This is a genomic window from Galbibacter kalidii (assembly GCF_026241135.1).
Classification (GTDB): Bacteria; Bacteroidota; Bacteroidia; order Flavobacteriales; family Flavobacteriaceae; genus Galbibacter.
Genome location: NZ_JAPFGA010000026.1, coordinates 24,068 through 40,960 on the forward strand (window position 1 = coordinate 24,068; position 16,893 = coordinate 40,960).

Consider the following 16,893-nt stretch of genomic DNA (forward strand, 5'->3'; position numbering starts at 1 on the left):
ACCAAGAGGGTAGCCTGTGTCTATTCCGAGGGGAGCAACCTTAGTCAGGCTTATTGGAATTTTTTTCAAATGAGTTCAATTAGGTGTATTTCCTCAATAATTATTTATCAATAGTAAAAAAACATGAAAAATCCTTTAGTGAGCGTTGAGAACCTGTCCCACCGCTATAGTGCGCAATGGGCTGTTAAAGATTTGAATATAGAAATACCTGATAAAGGCATATATGGTTTGCTTGGTTCAAATGGAGCCGGTAAGTCTACCACCATGAATATTATGAGCGGTGTGCTAAAACAAACCCAAGGGAATGTCTATATCAAGGGAATTGATTTGTCTAAAAGGCCTATAGAGGCTAAAAAACAGATAGGGTTTCTGCCCCAACATCCTCCGTTATATACCGACACTACGGTAGAAGAATATTTAACCAACTGTGCCTATTTACGAAGAATCGATACCAAAGAAGTCAAAGTAGCTGTTGAAAAGGTCATGGAAAAATGTTCCATTGCCCATTTTAAAAAGCGGTTAATCCGCAATTTGTCGGGGGGATATCAGCAACGGGTCGGGATTGCCCAGGCAATTATCCACAAACCGGCTTTTATCATACTGGATGAGCCTACCAATGGGCTGGATCCCAACCAAATTTTAGAAATACGTAAGTTGATAAAGGAAATTGCCCAGGAACGTGCGGTTTTGTTTTCCTCTCATGTCCTTACGGAAGTACAAGCCATTTGCGACCATATACTGATGATTAACAATGGGAAAATGGTTTTCTCTGGTAAAACCGAAGAATTTGATAATTACCTAATGCCCAATACCGTTTTTGTCCGTTTGCTCGGAATGCCTTCCGAAGAGGATATTAAGCAAAGTGTTGAAGGGGTTGAAAGGATAGAGAATTTGGATGGTTTCAATTATCGTTTGTCCTTTAAAAATCTGGACGGTGCCATTGAGCGTATTGTTACGGCAAGCGTTAAAAACAATTGGAGGTTAGATGAGATTCGATCTGAGAAGAATTCACTAAACGACGTGTTCTCTGAATTATCAAAAATTAAATAATCACTAAATTTTTAAAATAGATGAAAATAATATTTAAAATAGCGAGAATGGAACTTCAAAAGTTGTTCTTTTCTCCTATTGCATGGTTAATCCTCATTCTTTTTTCCATTCAATCGGGTATTGTTTTGATGCAAACCCTAAGCATCTTTGTAAAAAATGCAGAATTAGGATACACTACCCAAAATTTAACCTTTCAGATATTTTCAGGTCCCTATAATAGCTTTTTTAGTAAAGTCTTAAACCACTTGTATTTGTACATTCCCTTGCTTACCATGGGGCTGATAAGCCGGGAATTTGGTTCAGGTTCCATAAAACTATTGTATTCTTCCCCCATTTCTAACCTGCAAATTGTGTTGGGGAAATTTGTTTCCATGATGGCCTTTGGTCTGGTTATGGTCATCATTCTATTTGCTGAAACCCTTCTAGGTTTCCCAGCGATCAAAGAATTTGATTTTCCCTTGATTTTGACAGGCCTTTTTGGGGCATACTTAGTTATCTGTACCTATGCTGCCATTGGCTTGTTTATGTCTTCCCTTACTTCGTATCAAATAGTTGCAGCCATTGGTACATTTGCCGGCTTATCATTACTGTCGGCTGTTGGTGGTTTATGGCAAGACATCGCATTTGTACGGGACATTACCTATTGGTTATCCATTGAAGGAAGATCCGGAACCTTGATAAGGGGGTTAGTGGCCAGTGAGGATGTATTATATTTTATCTTAGTGTCGGCACTGTTCCTCTTGTTTACCCTCTTTAGGCTAAAAGCTATTAGGGAAAAAACCTCACGGCAAACTTCTTTTTTACGTTATGTCGGTGCTTTTATGATGGTGGCGCTAATAGGTTATGTAAGTGCCCTTCCGGGTATTAAGGGCTACTATGATGCTACCCGCACCAACCAGAATACGTTAACCCAAAACAGCCAAAAGGTGCTTTCTCAATTAAAAGGAAAAGTAAAGGTCACTACCTATGCCAATATCTTTGACAGGTATTTTTTCTATGGATCGCCGAGTAACCAAAAAAGGGATATAAACAGATACGAACAGTACAGTCGGTTTTATCCCAATATGAAATTTGACTATAATTTTTATTACGAACTCCCTACAGACGAGAGTATGTTAAAGGACCATAATAAAAGGTTTGAGGGACTAACCGAAGAACAGGCTTTGAATAAAACCAGTAGCATTTTTGACGTAAATCCTGATGTTTTTAAACGAGCTGAGGGTTTTGCAGAGGAGATTGACTTAAAAGCGGAATTATACAGTACGGTAACCACTATTACCAATGAAGAAGGGGAAACGGTTTATTTACGTTTTTATGACGATATGAAGGTGATTCCAGATGAAGCCCAAATAACGGCAGCTTTTAAAAGATTAGTAACTACCTTACCGGAAGTAGGTTTTGTAAAAGGCCATGGAGAAAGGGATGTAAATGATTTTGGCTCCAGGGGTTATTATAGCCTGGCTAAAAAGAAACCCTTTCGATATGCACTGGTAAACAACGGGTTCAATTTTACCGAATTTGAACTGTCTTCTCCTATCCCCAAAAACATCAATATTTTAGTCATTGCCGATGCCAAAAAGGCTTTTTCTGAAGAAGAGGTAAAAAACCTAAACGATTATATTGACCGGGGCGGTAATTTAATCGTAGCTGGAGACCTAAACCGGCAGGACAACATGAACCCGATTGTTGAAAAACTGGGGGTTCAATTTATGCCGGGTCAGGTAGTAGAACATAACAAAGGCTATACGATGGATCTTATTACTGCTGCTGTTACTCCTGAAGGCAAGGAAATCTCCTATCAATTTGCGGAAATAGAAAAGAATGAAGCGGTGGTAAGTATGGAAGGTGCAGTAGGGATTTCGTATGAAGAAAAAGATGGGTTTAGTTATACCCCTGTGCTGGTATCGGATAAGGTAGGGACGTTAAGACCCCTTGATTCCGTAGGGTCTTGGAATGAGTTAAACCCCACTAACTTTATAGATGAAACACCTATTTACACCCCTTCCAAGGGTGATACATCGGGTCCACTAACAACAGCATTGGCCCTTAGGCGTAAAGTAGATGAAAAGGAGCAAAAGATTATGATTTTGGGAGATGCCGACTGCCTTAGTAATGCGGAACTTTCTCAACAAAGAGCCTGGGTTAAAGGAATGAACTTTAATATGGCTACAGGAATATTCTTTTGGTTATCGGATAATGAAGTACCGATAGATGTACGCCGCCCGATTCCCTCGGATAATGAAATAAACCTTAAAAAAAGCAGCCTGACTTATTTAAATGTCCTGTATAAGGTGGTTCTTCCGGCCGTATTGGCATTGGTGTTTTTAATCGTATGGTTACGACGAAAGGGACGGTAAAAGTAGACTGTTCAGTAGCGATTTGTATTATTTAATCCTATTCAAAGATTATGACCTTTAAGATAGATTCACAAACCATTAATGATTTAAATATTATAGGAAGGCCCAAAAGCCAAGATGTGTATGGACTTTTCAATAATACCAGCACCAATGGAGGCGCAAAAATCCTCAAAGACATGTTTCTTCACCCTTGTTCCCGGGCAGAAGAGATTTCTTATCGGGTTAATGTGATCCGTTATTTTAAGGAACAGGATTTTACGTTCCCTTTCACTACTGTGATTTTTGACACTATAGAATTCTATTTAAGTAATACTGATGAACGCACCCGGATTACTGGTGATGAGGATAAGCTAAAACATAAGTTCGACCGCATCATTGGAGCCAATGTTCAGTATGAACAATTTCAAAATGGAGTACTCAGTTGCATAGCCTTGTTAAAAGAATTTAATTCTTTTATGTCAACTATAAAAGAGAGGAAAGCGGGGGACTGTTTTGTTCAGGACATGGAGGGCATATATGCTATCTTGGATAGGGTTGAGCTTTCTTTTATAAAAGACATGGATAAGATAGGCAAGTTGTCCCATGCTCAAACCGCTGAATACGACCAACTCTTTCGCTTTTCCCTTAAAAAAGAGCTGTTAAAACTACTGCATTACGCATACAGGATTGATGTGTTCATTGCGGTAGCACAGGTAGCCAAAGAGTTGGGATTTTCCTTTGCTAAAATAGAAGAAACCGGCACCTGTATCGTTGAAATGAATGAGGTTTACCATCCCTTGGTACCTGATGCCGTTTCCAATGATATTAGTATAACAGAAAAGGACAATATGGTCTTTTTGACCGGGGCCAATATGGCGGGTAAATCCACCTTTATGAAAACCTTTGGCATAGCCATGTATCTGGCACATATTGGTTTTCCTGTGCCGGCAAAAAGCATGCGCTTCATTATCCAGAACGGCATGTTTACCACCATTAACCTTGCCGATAACTTAAATATGGGCTTTAGTCATTTTTATACGGAAGTGACCCGTGTTAAGAAGGTGGCGGAGAGCGTTAATAAAAACGACCGATTGATAGTGATATTCGATGAACTGTTCAGGGGAACCAACGTTAAAGATGCCCATGAAGCAACGGTCGCCGTGATGGATGCCTTTGCCGGCAACGGTAAATGTACCTTTATTATTTCAACCCACATTATTGAAGCGGGGGAAGATTTAAAAAAACTGCGTGACAATATCAAATTCCTCTATCTGCCAACCATTATGGAAGGAAACAATCCCCGATATACCTACACCGTTGCCGAAGGGATTACCAGTGATAGACACGGGATGTTGATTATTCAAAATGAAAATATTTTAGACATTTTAAAACCTTAAAAGCATGGCGTTTGTAATCGACCAACAGACCCTGAACGATTTAAATATCCTAGGGCGATACAAGAGGGATTCTATATTCAGTTTTTTCAGCGGTACTATTACCGAAGGGGGAGATAGGCTTTTGGAAAAGATGTTTCAGCATCCATTTACCAAGGTAGAGCAAATCAACAAAAGGAGTTCGATAATTTCTTTTTTTGAAAAAATAAGGGTTTCCCTGCCATTTGACACCCAGGAATTTGAAGTCTTTGAAAACTACCTTAACACCCCGGCACCAAGAAATCGGGTAACAGCAGGTTTTGCTATCATCCGGGGCAAGCTGTTAAACGTGATAGCCAATGATGAAGCGTATGTTCTGATAAGGGAAGACTTGGAGAAGACCATAGCAGTGCTTGTTAGATTAAAAAGGTTTCTTCAAAGCATTGATCAGCAAGCCGCTAATATACCTTACCGGGACGAGGTAAAGAGACTGTTGGGAATACTGAACAACAAGAAGTTTAAACCAGTTTGGGAATGTAAGGAAGTTCGTCACTTAGGCTTCAAGCAACTTTTAAAACTGGATTATATCCTTAGAGGCTTGTTTTATGACCAAATGGAAGATTTGTTACAAGGCGTTTATGCTATAGATGTTTATATAACGGTTTCCAATGTCGCCCGTAAAAACAAATATGCCTATGCAAAAGCCGTGGATAAAAGCGAAAAGTATATTGACATCAAAGGGGTGTATCATCCCGCTATTGCTAATGCTGTGGCTAACGATATATACATTGGAAAAGATAAAAATGTTTTCTTTTTAACCGGGGCCAACATGGCCGGAAAATCCACCCTTATGAAATCTGTTGGCGTAGCTGTATACCTGGCACACATGGGATTTCCTATAGCGGGAAAGGAAATGACATTTTCCGTACATGATGGGATATACACCTCCATTAATGTCCCTGATAACATATCGAAAGGATACAGTCATTTTTATGCAGAAGTGTTAAGGGTAAAGCATATAGCCCAGGAAGTGGCTTCCAAGAAACAGTTGCTCGTTGTTTTTGACGAACTGTTTAAAGGGACCAATGTAAAAGATGCTTCAGAGGCTACCATATCCATAATAGATGCCTTTTCTAAAAATAAGGGAACTTTCATTGTCTCTACCCATATCATGGAAGCCGGGGAAGCACTTAGAAAGAACAACCACAGCTTGTTCTTCAAATACCTGCCAACAATAGTTGAAGGTAAAGTGCCTGCCTACACCTACCAACTGGAAAAAGGGATTACAAATGATAGACAAGGTATGATGATCATTAAAAATGAAAGGATATTAGAGATTATTAAAGGAAGTAGGTAGACCAAAAAACAAACTATAAACCAAATCTTGTTTCTTTTTGAATTAGTTAGGGTTTTTGACCGCCCTGCAACGGGGCGGTCTTTTTTAGACAGATGGATATAAATTACTAAAAACTATAGATCATATGAGGTTAATATTTAATAATTACAAAAGGTTGGCAACAGTCTGTGCCATATTGTTTATTTCCGGCATGAGCCTTGCCCAGAACAAGGAATACAAATGGAAGGAGGCTACTTCCAAAGGGTATACCTATAGGTACGTGACAAACGACCCGATGAATACCCGCTTTTATACGTTGGACAACGATCTGCAAGTTGCCCTTAGCGAAAACCACAGGGAGCCACGTATAGCGGTCAACATAGCTGTAAGGGCGGGAAGTAATACAGATCCGGAAGACCATACCGGGTTAGCGCACTATTTGGAGCATATCTTGTTTAAGGGTACTGATCAGTTTAGTTCATTGGATTGGAAAAAGGAAAAGTCCTTGCTGGATAAAATAGAAATACTTTACGAAAAATATAACTCCACTACCGATGAAGCCCAGCGCAAGGAAATCTACAAGGAAATAGATAAGGTTTCTCATGAGGCGTCCCAATATGCCATAGCGGGGGAGTACGATAAACTGATGACTGATATCGGTTCACAGGGGACCAATGCACATACCTGGGTAGAGGAAACGGTGTATAAGGAAAACATCCCCTCCAACACCCTGGACAAGTTTCTGACCATACAGGCCGAGCGTTTCAGGAATCCGGTGGTCAGGCTGTTCCATACCGAACTGGAAGCAGTATATGAAGAAAAGAACAGATCGCTGGATAATGACGGACAAAAAATGAATGAGGTGATGAACGATGCTTTGTTCCCAACACATAATTATGGGCAACAAACTACTATTGGAACTATAGAACACCTTAAAAACCCATCAATCACTGCCATTAAAGAATATTACAATAAATACTATGTCCCCAACAATATGGCAGTGATTATGGTAGGTGACTTTGATACCGATGAGCTAATTGCGAAAATTGACAAGCATTTTTCATATATGCAGTCAAAACCGGTCGAGACCTACAATCCGGTTCCCGAAAAGCCTATTACATCCCCAATGGTTAGGGAAGTATATGGCCCTAATGCGGAAAATGTACGGATAGCCTGGCGCACCCCTGCAGCTTATACCAAAGAAGCCATGATATTGAACTTTATTACCTCTGTGTTGAGCAACGGAAAAGCAGGGTTGTTGGACATTAATATCAATCAAAAACAGAAAATGCAGGGAGCATACAATCATCTGTTGCAGTACAAGGATTATGGGGTTTTTATGCTGGGGGGTTCCCCAAAAGCAGATCAGACCTTAGACGATGTAAAGAACATCCTGTTGGAAGAAATGGAAAAATTAAAGCAAGGGGAGTTTGATGAAGATTTATTAACGGCTATTATCGCCAATTATAAATTGGGCGAGCAAGAGGCCTTAAAATCCAACAACAGCAGGTTAGGGGCTTTATTGAATATATTCATCAAAAGCAATAACAGTGAATGGGACAAGGATGTGGCATGGTTGGATGATTTGTCCAAACTTACTAAAGACGATATAGTATCGGTAGCCAACAAGTATTTTACGGTCAACAACCTCACTATTTATAAAAGGCAGGGAGAGGATAAAAACATGGTAAAGGTGGACAAACCGGCCATTACCCCTGTAGAGACCAATGCAGGAAAGGAATCGGCTTTTGTCAGCAAAATCAAAAACACGGAAGTAAGAGCCATACAGCCGCAATGGGTGGATTTTGACAAAGATCTTACCAAAGACAGGTTCCAAAACACCGAACTGCTTTACATACAGAATAAAGAAAGCGATCTGTTTACCATGCAATATCGTTTTGACATGGGAAGTTATAACAACAAATACCTGCCCATAGCCCTTGCCTACCTTAATTATTTGTCAACCGGCACATACACTTCAGAAGCACTGAATAAAAAACTCTATTCACTAGCCAGCGGTTATACGGTAAATGCTTCAGGTGAAGTGACTAATGTAACCTTTACAGGCCTGCAGGAGAACTTTAACGAAATAACCAAGCTGTTTGAGCATGTCATATACAACTGTAAGCCCAATGAAGAAGCCCTGGAACAGTTAAAAGGCAGGATATTAAAGGGTAGGGCGGATAGTAAACTGAACAAACAGAATATCTTAAGGGGTTTGGTGAACTATGGTGTGTATGGTGCCAAAAATCCGTTTAACGATGTCATCCCAAATGAGGAGATAGAAGCCCTGACTTCCAATCAGCTTATATCGATTTTGCACAATCTGTTGAATTACAAACACTCAGTGGTATATTTCGGGCCAAAACCCCTAAAAGAGTTGAAGAAAGAACTGGCATCCATCCATAAAATGCCGAAAAAGTTTACAGCCTATCCTGAAAAGGTGAGGTACACCTATGAAGTACAGGACAAAAACCGTGTGCTGTTTGCAGATTACGATATGGTACAAAGCGAGATACAATGGGTAAGGAACATAGAGGATTACACCCCAGGCCAAGAAGCGGTAATTACTGTTTTTAATGAATATTTTGGTGGGGGGATGGGCTCTATAGTATTCCAAACCATTCGGGAGTCCAAAGCCTTGGCTTATGCGACTTATGCCAATTATTCAATCCCTTCCAAAAAAGAGCAAAAATTTAACATGTTTGCCTACGTAGGAAGTCAGGCAGATAAAATGTTGGAAGCGGTGGACGGTATGAACGAGCTCTTAAATATGCTTCCGTTAAACGAAAAAGCTTTTGAGAACTCCAAGGAATCCATAAAAAAATCCATACAAACCCAGCGCATCACAGAAAGTAATCCAATTTACCTTTATCTGGGAGCAAAAGACAAGGGAATAGATTACGACATACGCAAAGAGGTGTATGAGGCCATGGATAGGATTGCTTTTGAAGATATAAACACCTTCCACAACAGTAAAATATCCCAAAAACCCTTTACCTACTGTATCATAGGTTCAGAAGAGGTCATCAGCGATGACGACCTTAAGAAAATAGGTGAACTCAAAAAGTTCAGTCTGGAAGATATTTTTGGGTATTGAGGCTCGAAATAAATATATCCCAAAAAGAGTATATAAACTAAAATACCAAAGGGTCAGATTTTCACCTAAAGTCTGCCCCTTTTTTAATAGGTTGCAGAGAACTGATTTAAAATATCGCCGTAGTTCCTTATGGGCATACTACCTAAAAAATTATCCGGCTTTTTGTTCCAAATCCTTTCATTTTTCGGGATTATTTGTGACTAAATTATTTTCTGTCTATAAAGTTTCTCTTTAATTTTAAAGGGATAGAAAGTACCACTTTAGTACCTAAGGGATCTTTGCCTTCTTTTAAATCATGTGTTGTTACCGATATTTTTTTTCCGTTAATTATGTTGTACATGCTGATCCGTTCATTCATAATCAAAGTAGCCCGTGATTTATGGTTACGTCTTCTTGATTTTTTCATTCGCTCTGAAGCGGCTCTTCCAATCCCATTATCAATAACAGTCACTATTAGTTTCTGGTCTTTTTTCACAAAACTTACCCTTAATTCCCGATTTTCCTTTTTAGGAGCTAATCCATGTAAAATGGCATTTTCAACTATGGGCTGAAAAAGCATGCTGGGAATCCTTATCTTTCCTATATCTAGCTCTGAACTTACATCGAAAAAAACCGTAAGATCTCCTCTGAGTTTTAGTTTCTCAAAATCAATATAAGCTTTTAAATAGTTGATCTCTTCCTTCAGGGAAATAGTGTCCATATCTCCCATTTCCATGGTAAGCCGTACCAAATTTGAAAATGCACCAAAAAACTTGTTTGCTTCGAATTCTGATTTTAAAAACAAAACACTTTGTAAACTGTTAACCGCATTAAAAATAAAATGCGGGTTCATAAGGGCCCTGAACGTTTTGGCTTCCAAATAAGTAATGCGTGTCTTATGCTCTATTTGAACTTTTAAATGTTCCTTCTTCCTATGCAACCAAAACAACATTCCTGCCAATATTGCTATGGTAAAAGAAAATATAAACCATATCTTTTTATAAAAAACTTCCTCGACGTGTATCGTATACGCAAGTGTATTGGTAGTTTGCCCTGTACTTGAAAAACCCCTTACTTCGAGGGTATAATTGTCCGGAGACAGTCCCCTGAGTTGAACCGTATTATAATTCCCTAGGCTAATCCAATCGTTATCGGTTTCCTTAATCCTGTATTGATATACGTTTTTTTCCGTATTGAATATATCATTAATAGCAAAGCTCAAAGCCAGATGGTTGTTATTATATGGAATTTTAAAGGTTGAAATATCCCCAAGCCCATAGAGATTCAATATATCCTCCCCATCGCGTTTTGAAAACATTTTATAGCTGGTCAAGTACAGCTTGTTTTGCCTGTTATTTCCAAAAAAATCATTCGGATCAAATCGAACCAATCCGTTTAATCCCCCAAAATAAAAATGATGGTCACTTGACTCAAAAACCGATCTTGTATTAAACTCATTATGGGGAATCCCATTCTCAACATAAAAACCTTGAATTGTATCGCTCTTTTTGTTTAACCTGACCAAACCGTCAAAAGTCCCAAACCACAAATAATCCCCACTTTCCAATATTCCGGTAATATTCCCATTTTTTAACTGATCCTGTTCCCTATAGGCAACGGTTTGCAATGTTTTGGGGTTTATCCTTTGCAAGCCTTTTTCGGTCCCTATCCAGATATTTTTCTTATCATCTTCATAGAAACACCGTATCGTATTATCGATCAGCGATAAAGACTCGGTATCTGTATCGAAATGATCGACTTCATCAGTATGCAAATTCTTTCTATAAAGCCCCAAATGAGTCCCCATCCCTAACCAGAGGTACTTTTTATCCCTGTCAATGTGGATTTCAAAAATATGTTTTCCCGTAATATCAAAACGATCATTAAGCTTTGCTGCATTTCTAAATCGGGATGTGTTTATATCAAATTCAATTAACCCGAAATTCCCCCCTAAGAGCAGTTTATTGCTTTCTATAGTTTCTTCTATATCAAAAACTGTAGGATTGGGCACCAGCAGATTCTCAGGAATAGCAATCTCAACAAAGGTCTGGGTTTTTAAATTCAATTTATAAAGCGAAGAGAAAAAACCATAGGCCCACAAAACATCATCACTTTCTTTATAAAAATTGTAGAGTAAATCTACTGGGAGTGGTGTCCCGTTTAAGGCTTCATTCTCAAAATCAATTTTGACAAAATCATCTTCCCTGCCTTCCTGTTTATAAAATCCATCATTGGTAAAAATATAAAGCTCTCCTTGTCCAGTTTCCATCAATCCCCTACAACTGATGGGTATTTCCGGGTTTTCGTCACTCTCCCCTCCGGTTATAGATTCTTTATATAAAAACTTGGTAAACTTGGCATCCTTATAATGTACTTTATATATCCCATCTGTATGTACCCATAAATACCCTCCGGGACTTATAGTAAAATTTGTTATCTTGTTATTAAATGTAATTTCCTTTTCTTCCTTCAAATGAATCTTCCCCAAAACATTCCTAAACACATATGTTTTCACAAAATTCATTTCCGAAGTAACCAGGTCTACATCCCCATTGGACGGATGTCCGTCTTCATGTCTATACAACAAACTTTGTCCTTTAAGGGGCACCTCAATGATTTGTCGGTTTATCTCAGGTAAATACATATAACAATACGGCTCCCCTTCATAATAATAATACCCTGTACTGTCCCTATCAAAAAACGCTCCGTTATACGACAACAGGGTCTCTTTTCCATTTAATCCGGATTCCGCTTCTTTGTAATCAACTAAGGTACTTTCACCATTGGCAAACACCATCCATTTACTGCCCCTTTTTAGGATCAAAGAGCCGTCTTCCAGAATTTCTTCAATGATAATTTTCTCGCTCCGACCATTTATCTTCGAATCGTTTTTCTTGTCTATGCTATATCGTTTTTTTAACCCTTCGCTGTAGTGATATATTAAATTTGTATTGGTTCCAACCCACATATCCCCATGTTGTCCCTCTTTTAACGAGACAAATGCTATATCCTTTTCTGTATTTGAATCGGTTTTAATTAACCAAAAAGAATTTCCAGAAGTCAAATTTTGGAAATACACCCCTTCAGAAGTAGCTACCCATAAATTCCCGGCTGTTGACTTAACAATATCATGAACAAAAAAAACGTCCCTGTTATCCCCGAGTTTTAATGGGTAAAACAAACTCTCACTTCCCATATATTTAACAACCCCGTTAAAGGTGGAATACCACAAAAACCCATCGCCATCAATAAATAGTTTTTTCTTCAGGGTGCTGCTATACCCATTGTTGTTTACCGGAATAGGTTTTATTTCAATATTCTGCGAAATACTCTCTCGAATCGGAAAGAAAAAGCAAAATAAAGTTAGAAGCAGTGTCAGTCGCCCGCATTTATAGAAGTCAGATGCCTTCATATCTTCCCATTATTATTTATCGGTGAGTTTTCATCACATAATCCAAACCCAAAATTGGATGTTGGACTTTATCCCTATAGTCCTTTAAAAGGCATTATATGAAAATATCAATTTCATTACTATCCCGCAAACAATTTTAAACAAATCACTACTTGTTAATTATGATATACGATTTATTTACTACATCAAAATAATTCTTAAAATCCCAAAGAATTTCAAATTTATGTTTGGTCAAGTCAACCGGGATCACTCCATCTATATGCTTTGCTTTGTTATAAACTTCTCTTTCGAAAGAGCAAAGCAACAGCGGTAATTTCTTATCGTATACCTTAAAAAGGTCTATCAATTCAACACATGAATAAACGACATATATAATCATACTATATTCCTCAAAGACATAATCCCTATCAAAGTTTTTGTTTACTACAAAAACATATTCATCTGAGAATTCAGCGCTCAACAGCCTGGAAAAACAACCTTTTGAATCATATATCAATACTTTACTTAATTCCATAATATCCCATCCTATTTCAATACATACAAAAACATAAATTCCCTTCTTTATCTATCAGTTAGCCATCATATTGTCCCTCTGTTCAACTTCAATTCCACTATATTACATAAGAGTCAAAAGTGGCTGTATTCGGGATTTTACCCGAATCTATCATATTTCTTCTTTTGTCCCACCATCCGTCCCGCAATAAGACTTTTTTAATATTGAACTTTGCATTTAGCTCTTCTGCAGTCAAAACTATATGTTCCCTGACCGGGGGACATAATTGGTCACCTGATAGCTATGTGTCAGATCAGCATATGTTCATTGACTATTGATGCCTTTATTGATCCTAAAATGTGGACTAATTAGTAAAATTCGATTGATATGTTTTTCATTCTACATTCAAATTGCGGTCAATACTTGTCCTTCCACCCCCCTTTACATTTTCAAGCATTACATTTTAAGCCCATCAGTTTTTTCAATTGACATTATATTAAAATACCATTCAAGTTCTTTAAGCACTTCAAGCCTATGCCTTGTAAGATCAACAGTAATCAGCCCATGGATGTTTTTTGTTTCTTTATAAATCCTTTTCTCAAAGGAACAAAGAAAAATGGGGAAACTTCTTTCATAAATTTTTAAGAAATCCAGAAGATCCCCATTTGAATAAACAACAAACACAACCAGTGTGTAATCTTCAGACTCTTCTTTAAACTTTTCAAAAGTATTGTTAGTGTAAACCTCAAAAACATATTTTTCAGAAAATTCCTGTGTTAACAAGTTGGAAAAACGCCCCTGACTATCATAAATCAATGCTTTATTGAATTTTCTTGTCTCTTCTTCCTCATCAACTTTTATTTCAATTTCCTCATCTTTTAACTTTTTTATATCCGTCAGTACCTGCAACCATATTTTTTTTAAAATCTCTTTCAAATCCACATCTTTTTAAAAAGCTTTTACACCTATTGCCGAACATCATCCGGCTATCATTTGTTCAACAATCTGAAAACTTTTTTATTCCTCTGTACTTTTTCTTATAACTTCAGGGTTTTTAACAACAAACTCTGTCCGCCTGTTTAGCTGATGTTCTGCTTCAGAACACCGGACGCCGTTCCCGCAGCTGTTTACCAAATGGGTTTCTCCATATCCGCTGCCACTTATACGGGAAGAGCTAATTCCACGTTCGATCAACCAATTTTTTGTTGATGTTGCACGTCTTTCGGATAATTTCATATTGTAACCGTCATTCGCCCTACTATCAGTATGGGCAGCTACTTCTATTTCTATTTCCGGATACTTTTTCATAATCCGTATTACTTTTTCCAATTCAACAGCAGCATCCGGCCTGATATCGGATTTATCAAGGTTAAAATAGATCGGGTTCAGGTTGTCCACCATCAGGTAATCCCCATAACCCCTTACAAAATCTTCTGGTTTGAGCGACAATTCCAGATTCAGACTTGCAAGATTTACGCCTCCGGGCACACGGGTATTCAGATTTTTGAAGGTATCACTGTCATCATGGTAATTCTGTTTCGATGCCACTACCCTAAATGTTTCATCACCACAAGGCAGCCTTAAGGCATACTTTGCAAAATCATTCGCCCGGGTTGACTCTATCATATTCCCGCTCCCGTCATATACAGTCACCAGGGCTCCGGGTAACAAGGCTCCCGTTCCTTCTTCCCTAACGATCCCATCAAATACATTCACACATGCTGCTTCCATGTTAATATTATCTTTAAAGCCATCGTAAAACTCAAAATAATAGATGTCATCGACATTCCTTCTGTGTCTGTCTGAAGAAAAATACCCCCAGTCTTCTCCGGGTTTCATAACAATACAAAAGTCATCATCAGCACTATTTACGGGCTCCCCCACATTTGTTACCAATCCAACAGCCTGATCGCCTTCCAATTTAGACACATAGATATCCAGACCTCCTTTGCCATCAGAAAAGCCTTCAGAAGAGAAATACAAAAAGTTATCTTCGTCTACAAAAGGAAACATCTCTCTTTTAGGTGTATTGACTTCCGGCCCCAGGTTTTTAGGCTGTCCGTATGTCCCGTCTTCTTTGATGTTCACAACAAAAATGTCAGTTTCCCCATAAGTACCCGGCATATCGGATGTAAAATACAATTTGTCCTCTGCAATGTTCAATGCAGGATGTCCTGTTTGGTAATCATCACTATTAAAGGGCATAGGTTCTATGTCCACCCACTCCCCGTTTTGACCTACCCTTGCCTTGTACATTTGAATCAAATTATACCCCGTAGAGTCCTTGTGGTACTTATTGCGCAAGTAATTGTTTCTTGAGAAATACACTGTTGAAGAGTCTCTTGTAAAAACAGCGTTGGATTCATGATATTTTGTATTGATAAACCTTCCCCCGAATTTCTTCACATTCTGTATATCTTTGTCTGGGGCTATTTCCCCGATATAAAGATCCAGATACGGCTGTCCGTTCCCTCTCCATATTTTTGTCCTGTCTCCCTTCCATTTACGTGAAGAAGCAAACACTACTGCATTGTTGCCTTTAAATGACACTCCAAAATCCGACTGTCTTGAATTTACCGACAATTTTTTAATTGTGTGCTCCTCTTGCTCTTGCGCAATTAAAGGATGGCACATCAAAATAAATAAGAGGAAAACAATAATACCTTTTCTTTCCATTTTATCTTTATTTTAAGTTGATTTATAAATTAGAAGAATCGCGGACTCTTGATCCTCGATCTGTTAAACGTGTAGGAAAGCATGACCTCATGAGATCCCGCGTTATAATTTCCTATACCCGACAAGGTGTGATCATAGGCATATCCAATCCTGAAATCAGGGGTGACATTAAAGCCAACCACACTACTAAGGGAATCTTCAAACCTGAAGGATACCCCTACTTCAAATTTCTGGTTTATCCATAAATTTGCCGACAGGTCAACAGAGACTGGGGCACCAATAGCAGCCTTGACCATTGTTGAAGGCTTAAACTGTAAATGATCTGAAAGGTCGAACACAAATCCTGAAGTCAAAAAAAGGTGACTGATTTCAGCGGCTGTTGACACTGCTTCCCCGGATTTCTCCAAGTGCCTTGTCTCCAACATATTGGGAATTGCGAAGCCCAAATAAAACTTATTGGTAAAATAAAAAGCTCCCGCTCCAAAGTTCGGTGATAATGTATGAACCGGTTCATTCAACGGATCCGACTCCTCATTGGGATTCAATAGTTCCACATCCAAAAAGGTTATTCCCCCCTTTAGTCCCAATGCAAGCCTTGAGCTTTCCGACAGTTTCAATGTATAGGAAAAGTCCGCATATATATTATTTTCAAGTACAGGACCAATCTCATCATGGATCACAGAAAGCCCTAACCCCACATTCCTCCCCACAGGTGAACTAAGGGAAAACGTAGCTGTTTGCGGAGCCCCTTCAACACCCACCCATTGCGACCGGGCCAAAAGACTTACGTTCAATGCTTCTTTAGTAGCAATATAAGCAGGGTTGATAATTCCCATATTATAGGTATATTGAGTATAATGGGGATCCTGCTGTCCATACAAACTATTGTGCTTATATATAAGCATTAACAATAGCAGTAAAACTATTCTTTTGTAATTATCTCTTATCATCTTTACTTCGTGTTAGTTAAAAGACCTAGACCGTATTGATAGCCCTGATCGATTCAAATTATTTAACATTTATTTCCTCAGGTAGACCCATCCCGTCTTGGGGGCCTTGGTGCCGTCCCTGTCGTAGCGCACCACGTAATAGTAGGTCCCGGTGGGCAACAGCTCCCCGTCCCGGTAGTTCATCCGCC

At 38.7% G+C, this 16,893-nt stretch carries 11 protein-coding genes; 5 read left to right on the forward strand and 6 right to left on the reverse strand.

The annotated features are described in order from the left end of the window. Positions 1-123: 123 nt before the first annotated feature. From OOZ15_RS18625 to OOZ15_RS18645, 5 genes are all read left to right on the forward strand, one after another. The gene (locus tag OOZ15_RS18625) at positions 124-1,050 is read left to right on the forward strand and encodes an ABC transporter ATP-binding protein (RefSeq protein ID WP_265957959.1); all 927 of its coding nucleotides are present in this window, start codon (positions 124-126) and stop codon (positions 1,048-1,050) included. A 20-nt stretch (positions 1,051-1,070) separates the two neighbouring features. Next, entirely contained in the window at positions 1,071-3,407 is a 2,337-nt protein-coding gene (locus tag OOZ15_RS18630; RefSeq protein ID WP_265957960.1) for a Gldg family protein, read from the forward strand. Positions 3,408-3,457: 50 nt separating this feature from the next. After that, complete coding sequence (locus OOZ15_RS18635; protein WP_265957961.1) at positions 3,458-4,783, forward strand: MutS-related protein; 1,326 nt, start codon at positions 3,458-3,460, stop codon at positions 4,781-4,783. A 4-nt stretch (positions 4,784-4,787) separates the two neighbouring features. Then, a complete protein-coding gene (locus tag OOZ15_RS18640) occupies positions 4,788-6,116 on the forward strand; it encodes a MutS-related protein (protein WP_265957962.1) in 1,329 nt (442 codons plus the stop codon). A 124-nt stretch (positions 6,117-6,240) separates the two neighbouring features. Continuing rightward, entirely contained in the window at positions 6,241-9,195 is a 2,955-nt protein-coding gene (locus tag OOZ15_RS18645; protein WP_265957963.1) for a M16 family metallopeptidase, read from the forward strand. A gap of 205 nt (positions 9,196-9,400) precedes the next feature. On the opposite strand, the gene OOZ15_RS18650 is transcribed toward OOZ15_RS18645, so the two are convergent. From OOZ15_RS18650 to OOZ15_RS20470, 6 genes are all read right to left on the reverse strand, one after another. Further along, on the reverse strand, positions 9,401-12,586 hold the full coding sequence (locus tag OOZ15_RS18650) for a sensor histidine kinase (protein ID WP_265957964.1): 3,186 nt from the start codon (positions 12,584-12,586) through the stop codon (positions 9,401-9,403). Positions 12,587-12,734: 148 nt separating this feature from the next. Beyond that, complete coding sequence (locus OOZ15_RS18655) at positions 12,735-13,100, reverse strand: hypothetical protein (protein ID WP_265957965.1); 366 nt, start codon at positions 13,098-13,100, stop codon at positions 12,735-12,737. 435 nt (positions 13,101-13,535) lie between these two features. Then, positions 13,536-14,015, reverse strand: coding sequence for a hypothetical protein (locus OOZ15_RS18660; protein ID WP_265957966.1), 480 nt, complete (start codon positions 14,013-14,015; stop codon positions 13,536-13,538). Between the two features lie 81 nt (positions 14,016-14,096). Continuing rightward, positions 14,097-15,755, reverse strand: coding sequence for an OmpA family protein (locus tag OOZ15_RS18665; RefSeq protein WP_265957967.1), 1,659 nt, complete (start codon positions 15,753-15,755; stop codon positions 14,097-14,099). A gap of 29 nt (positions 15,756-15,784) precedes the next feature. Then, positions 15,785-16,705: a PorP/SprF family type IX secretion system membrane protein gene (locus tag OOZ15_RS18670; protein WP_265957968.1), complete on the reverse strand. Its 921-nt coding sequence runs from the start codon at positions 16,703-16,705 to the stop codon at positions 15,785-15,787. Between the two features lie 69 nt (positions 16,706-16,774). Continuing rightward, positions 16,775-16,888 (reverse strand): T9SS type B sorting domain-containing protein, encoded by a 114-nt coding sequence (locus OOZ15_RS20470; RefSeq protein WP_416337328.1) that lies wholly within the window; start codon positions 16,886-16,888, stop codon positions 16,775-16,777. Positions 16,889-16,893 lie beyond the last annotated feature (5 nt).

Bases quoted from the DNA above. Each gene is read 5' to 3' on its own strand.
- OOZ15_RS18625 (WP_265957959.1), top strand. From the start codon at position 124: ATGAAAAATCCTTTAGTGAGCGTTGAGAACCTGTCCCACCGCTATAGT.
- OOZ15_RS18630 (WP_265957960.1), top strand. From the start codon at position 1,071: ATGAAAATAATATTTAAAATAGCGAGAATGGAACTTCAAAAGTTGTTC.
- OOZ15_RS18635 (WP_265957961.1), top strand. From the start codon at position 3,458: ATGACCTTTAAGATAGATTCACAAACCATTAATGATTTAAATATTATA.
- OOZ15_RS18640 (WP_265957962.1), top strand. From the start codon at position 4,788: ATGGCGTTTGTAATCGACCAACAGACCCTGAACGATTTAAATATCCTA.
- OOZ15_RS18645 (WP_265957963.1), top strand. From the start codon at position 6,241: ATGAGGTTAATATTTAATAATTACAAAAGGTTGGCAACAGTCTGTGCC.
- OOZ15_RS18650 (WP_265957964.1), bottom strand. From the start codon at position 12,586: ATGAAGGCATCTGACTTCTATAAATGCGGGCGACTGACACTGCTTCTA.
- OOZ15_RS18655 (WP_265957965.1), bottom strand. From the start codon at position 13,100: ATGGAATTAAGTAAAGTATTGATATATGATTCAAAAGGTTGTTTTTCC.
- OOZ15_RS18665 (WP_265957967.1), bottom strand. From the start codon at position 15,755: ATGGAAAGAAAAGGTATTATTGTTTTCCTCTTATTTATTTTGATGTGC.
- OOZ15_RS18670 (WP_265957968.1), bottom strand. From the start codon at position 16,705: ATGATAAGAGATAATTACAAAAGAATAGTTTTACTGCTATTGTTAATG.
- OOZ15_RS20470 (WP_416337328.1), bottom strand. From the start codon at position 16,888: ATGAACTACCGGGACGGGGAGCTGTTGCCCACCGGGACCTACTATTAC.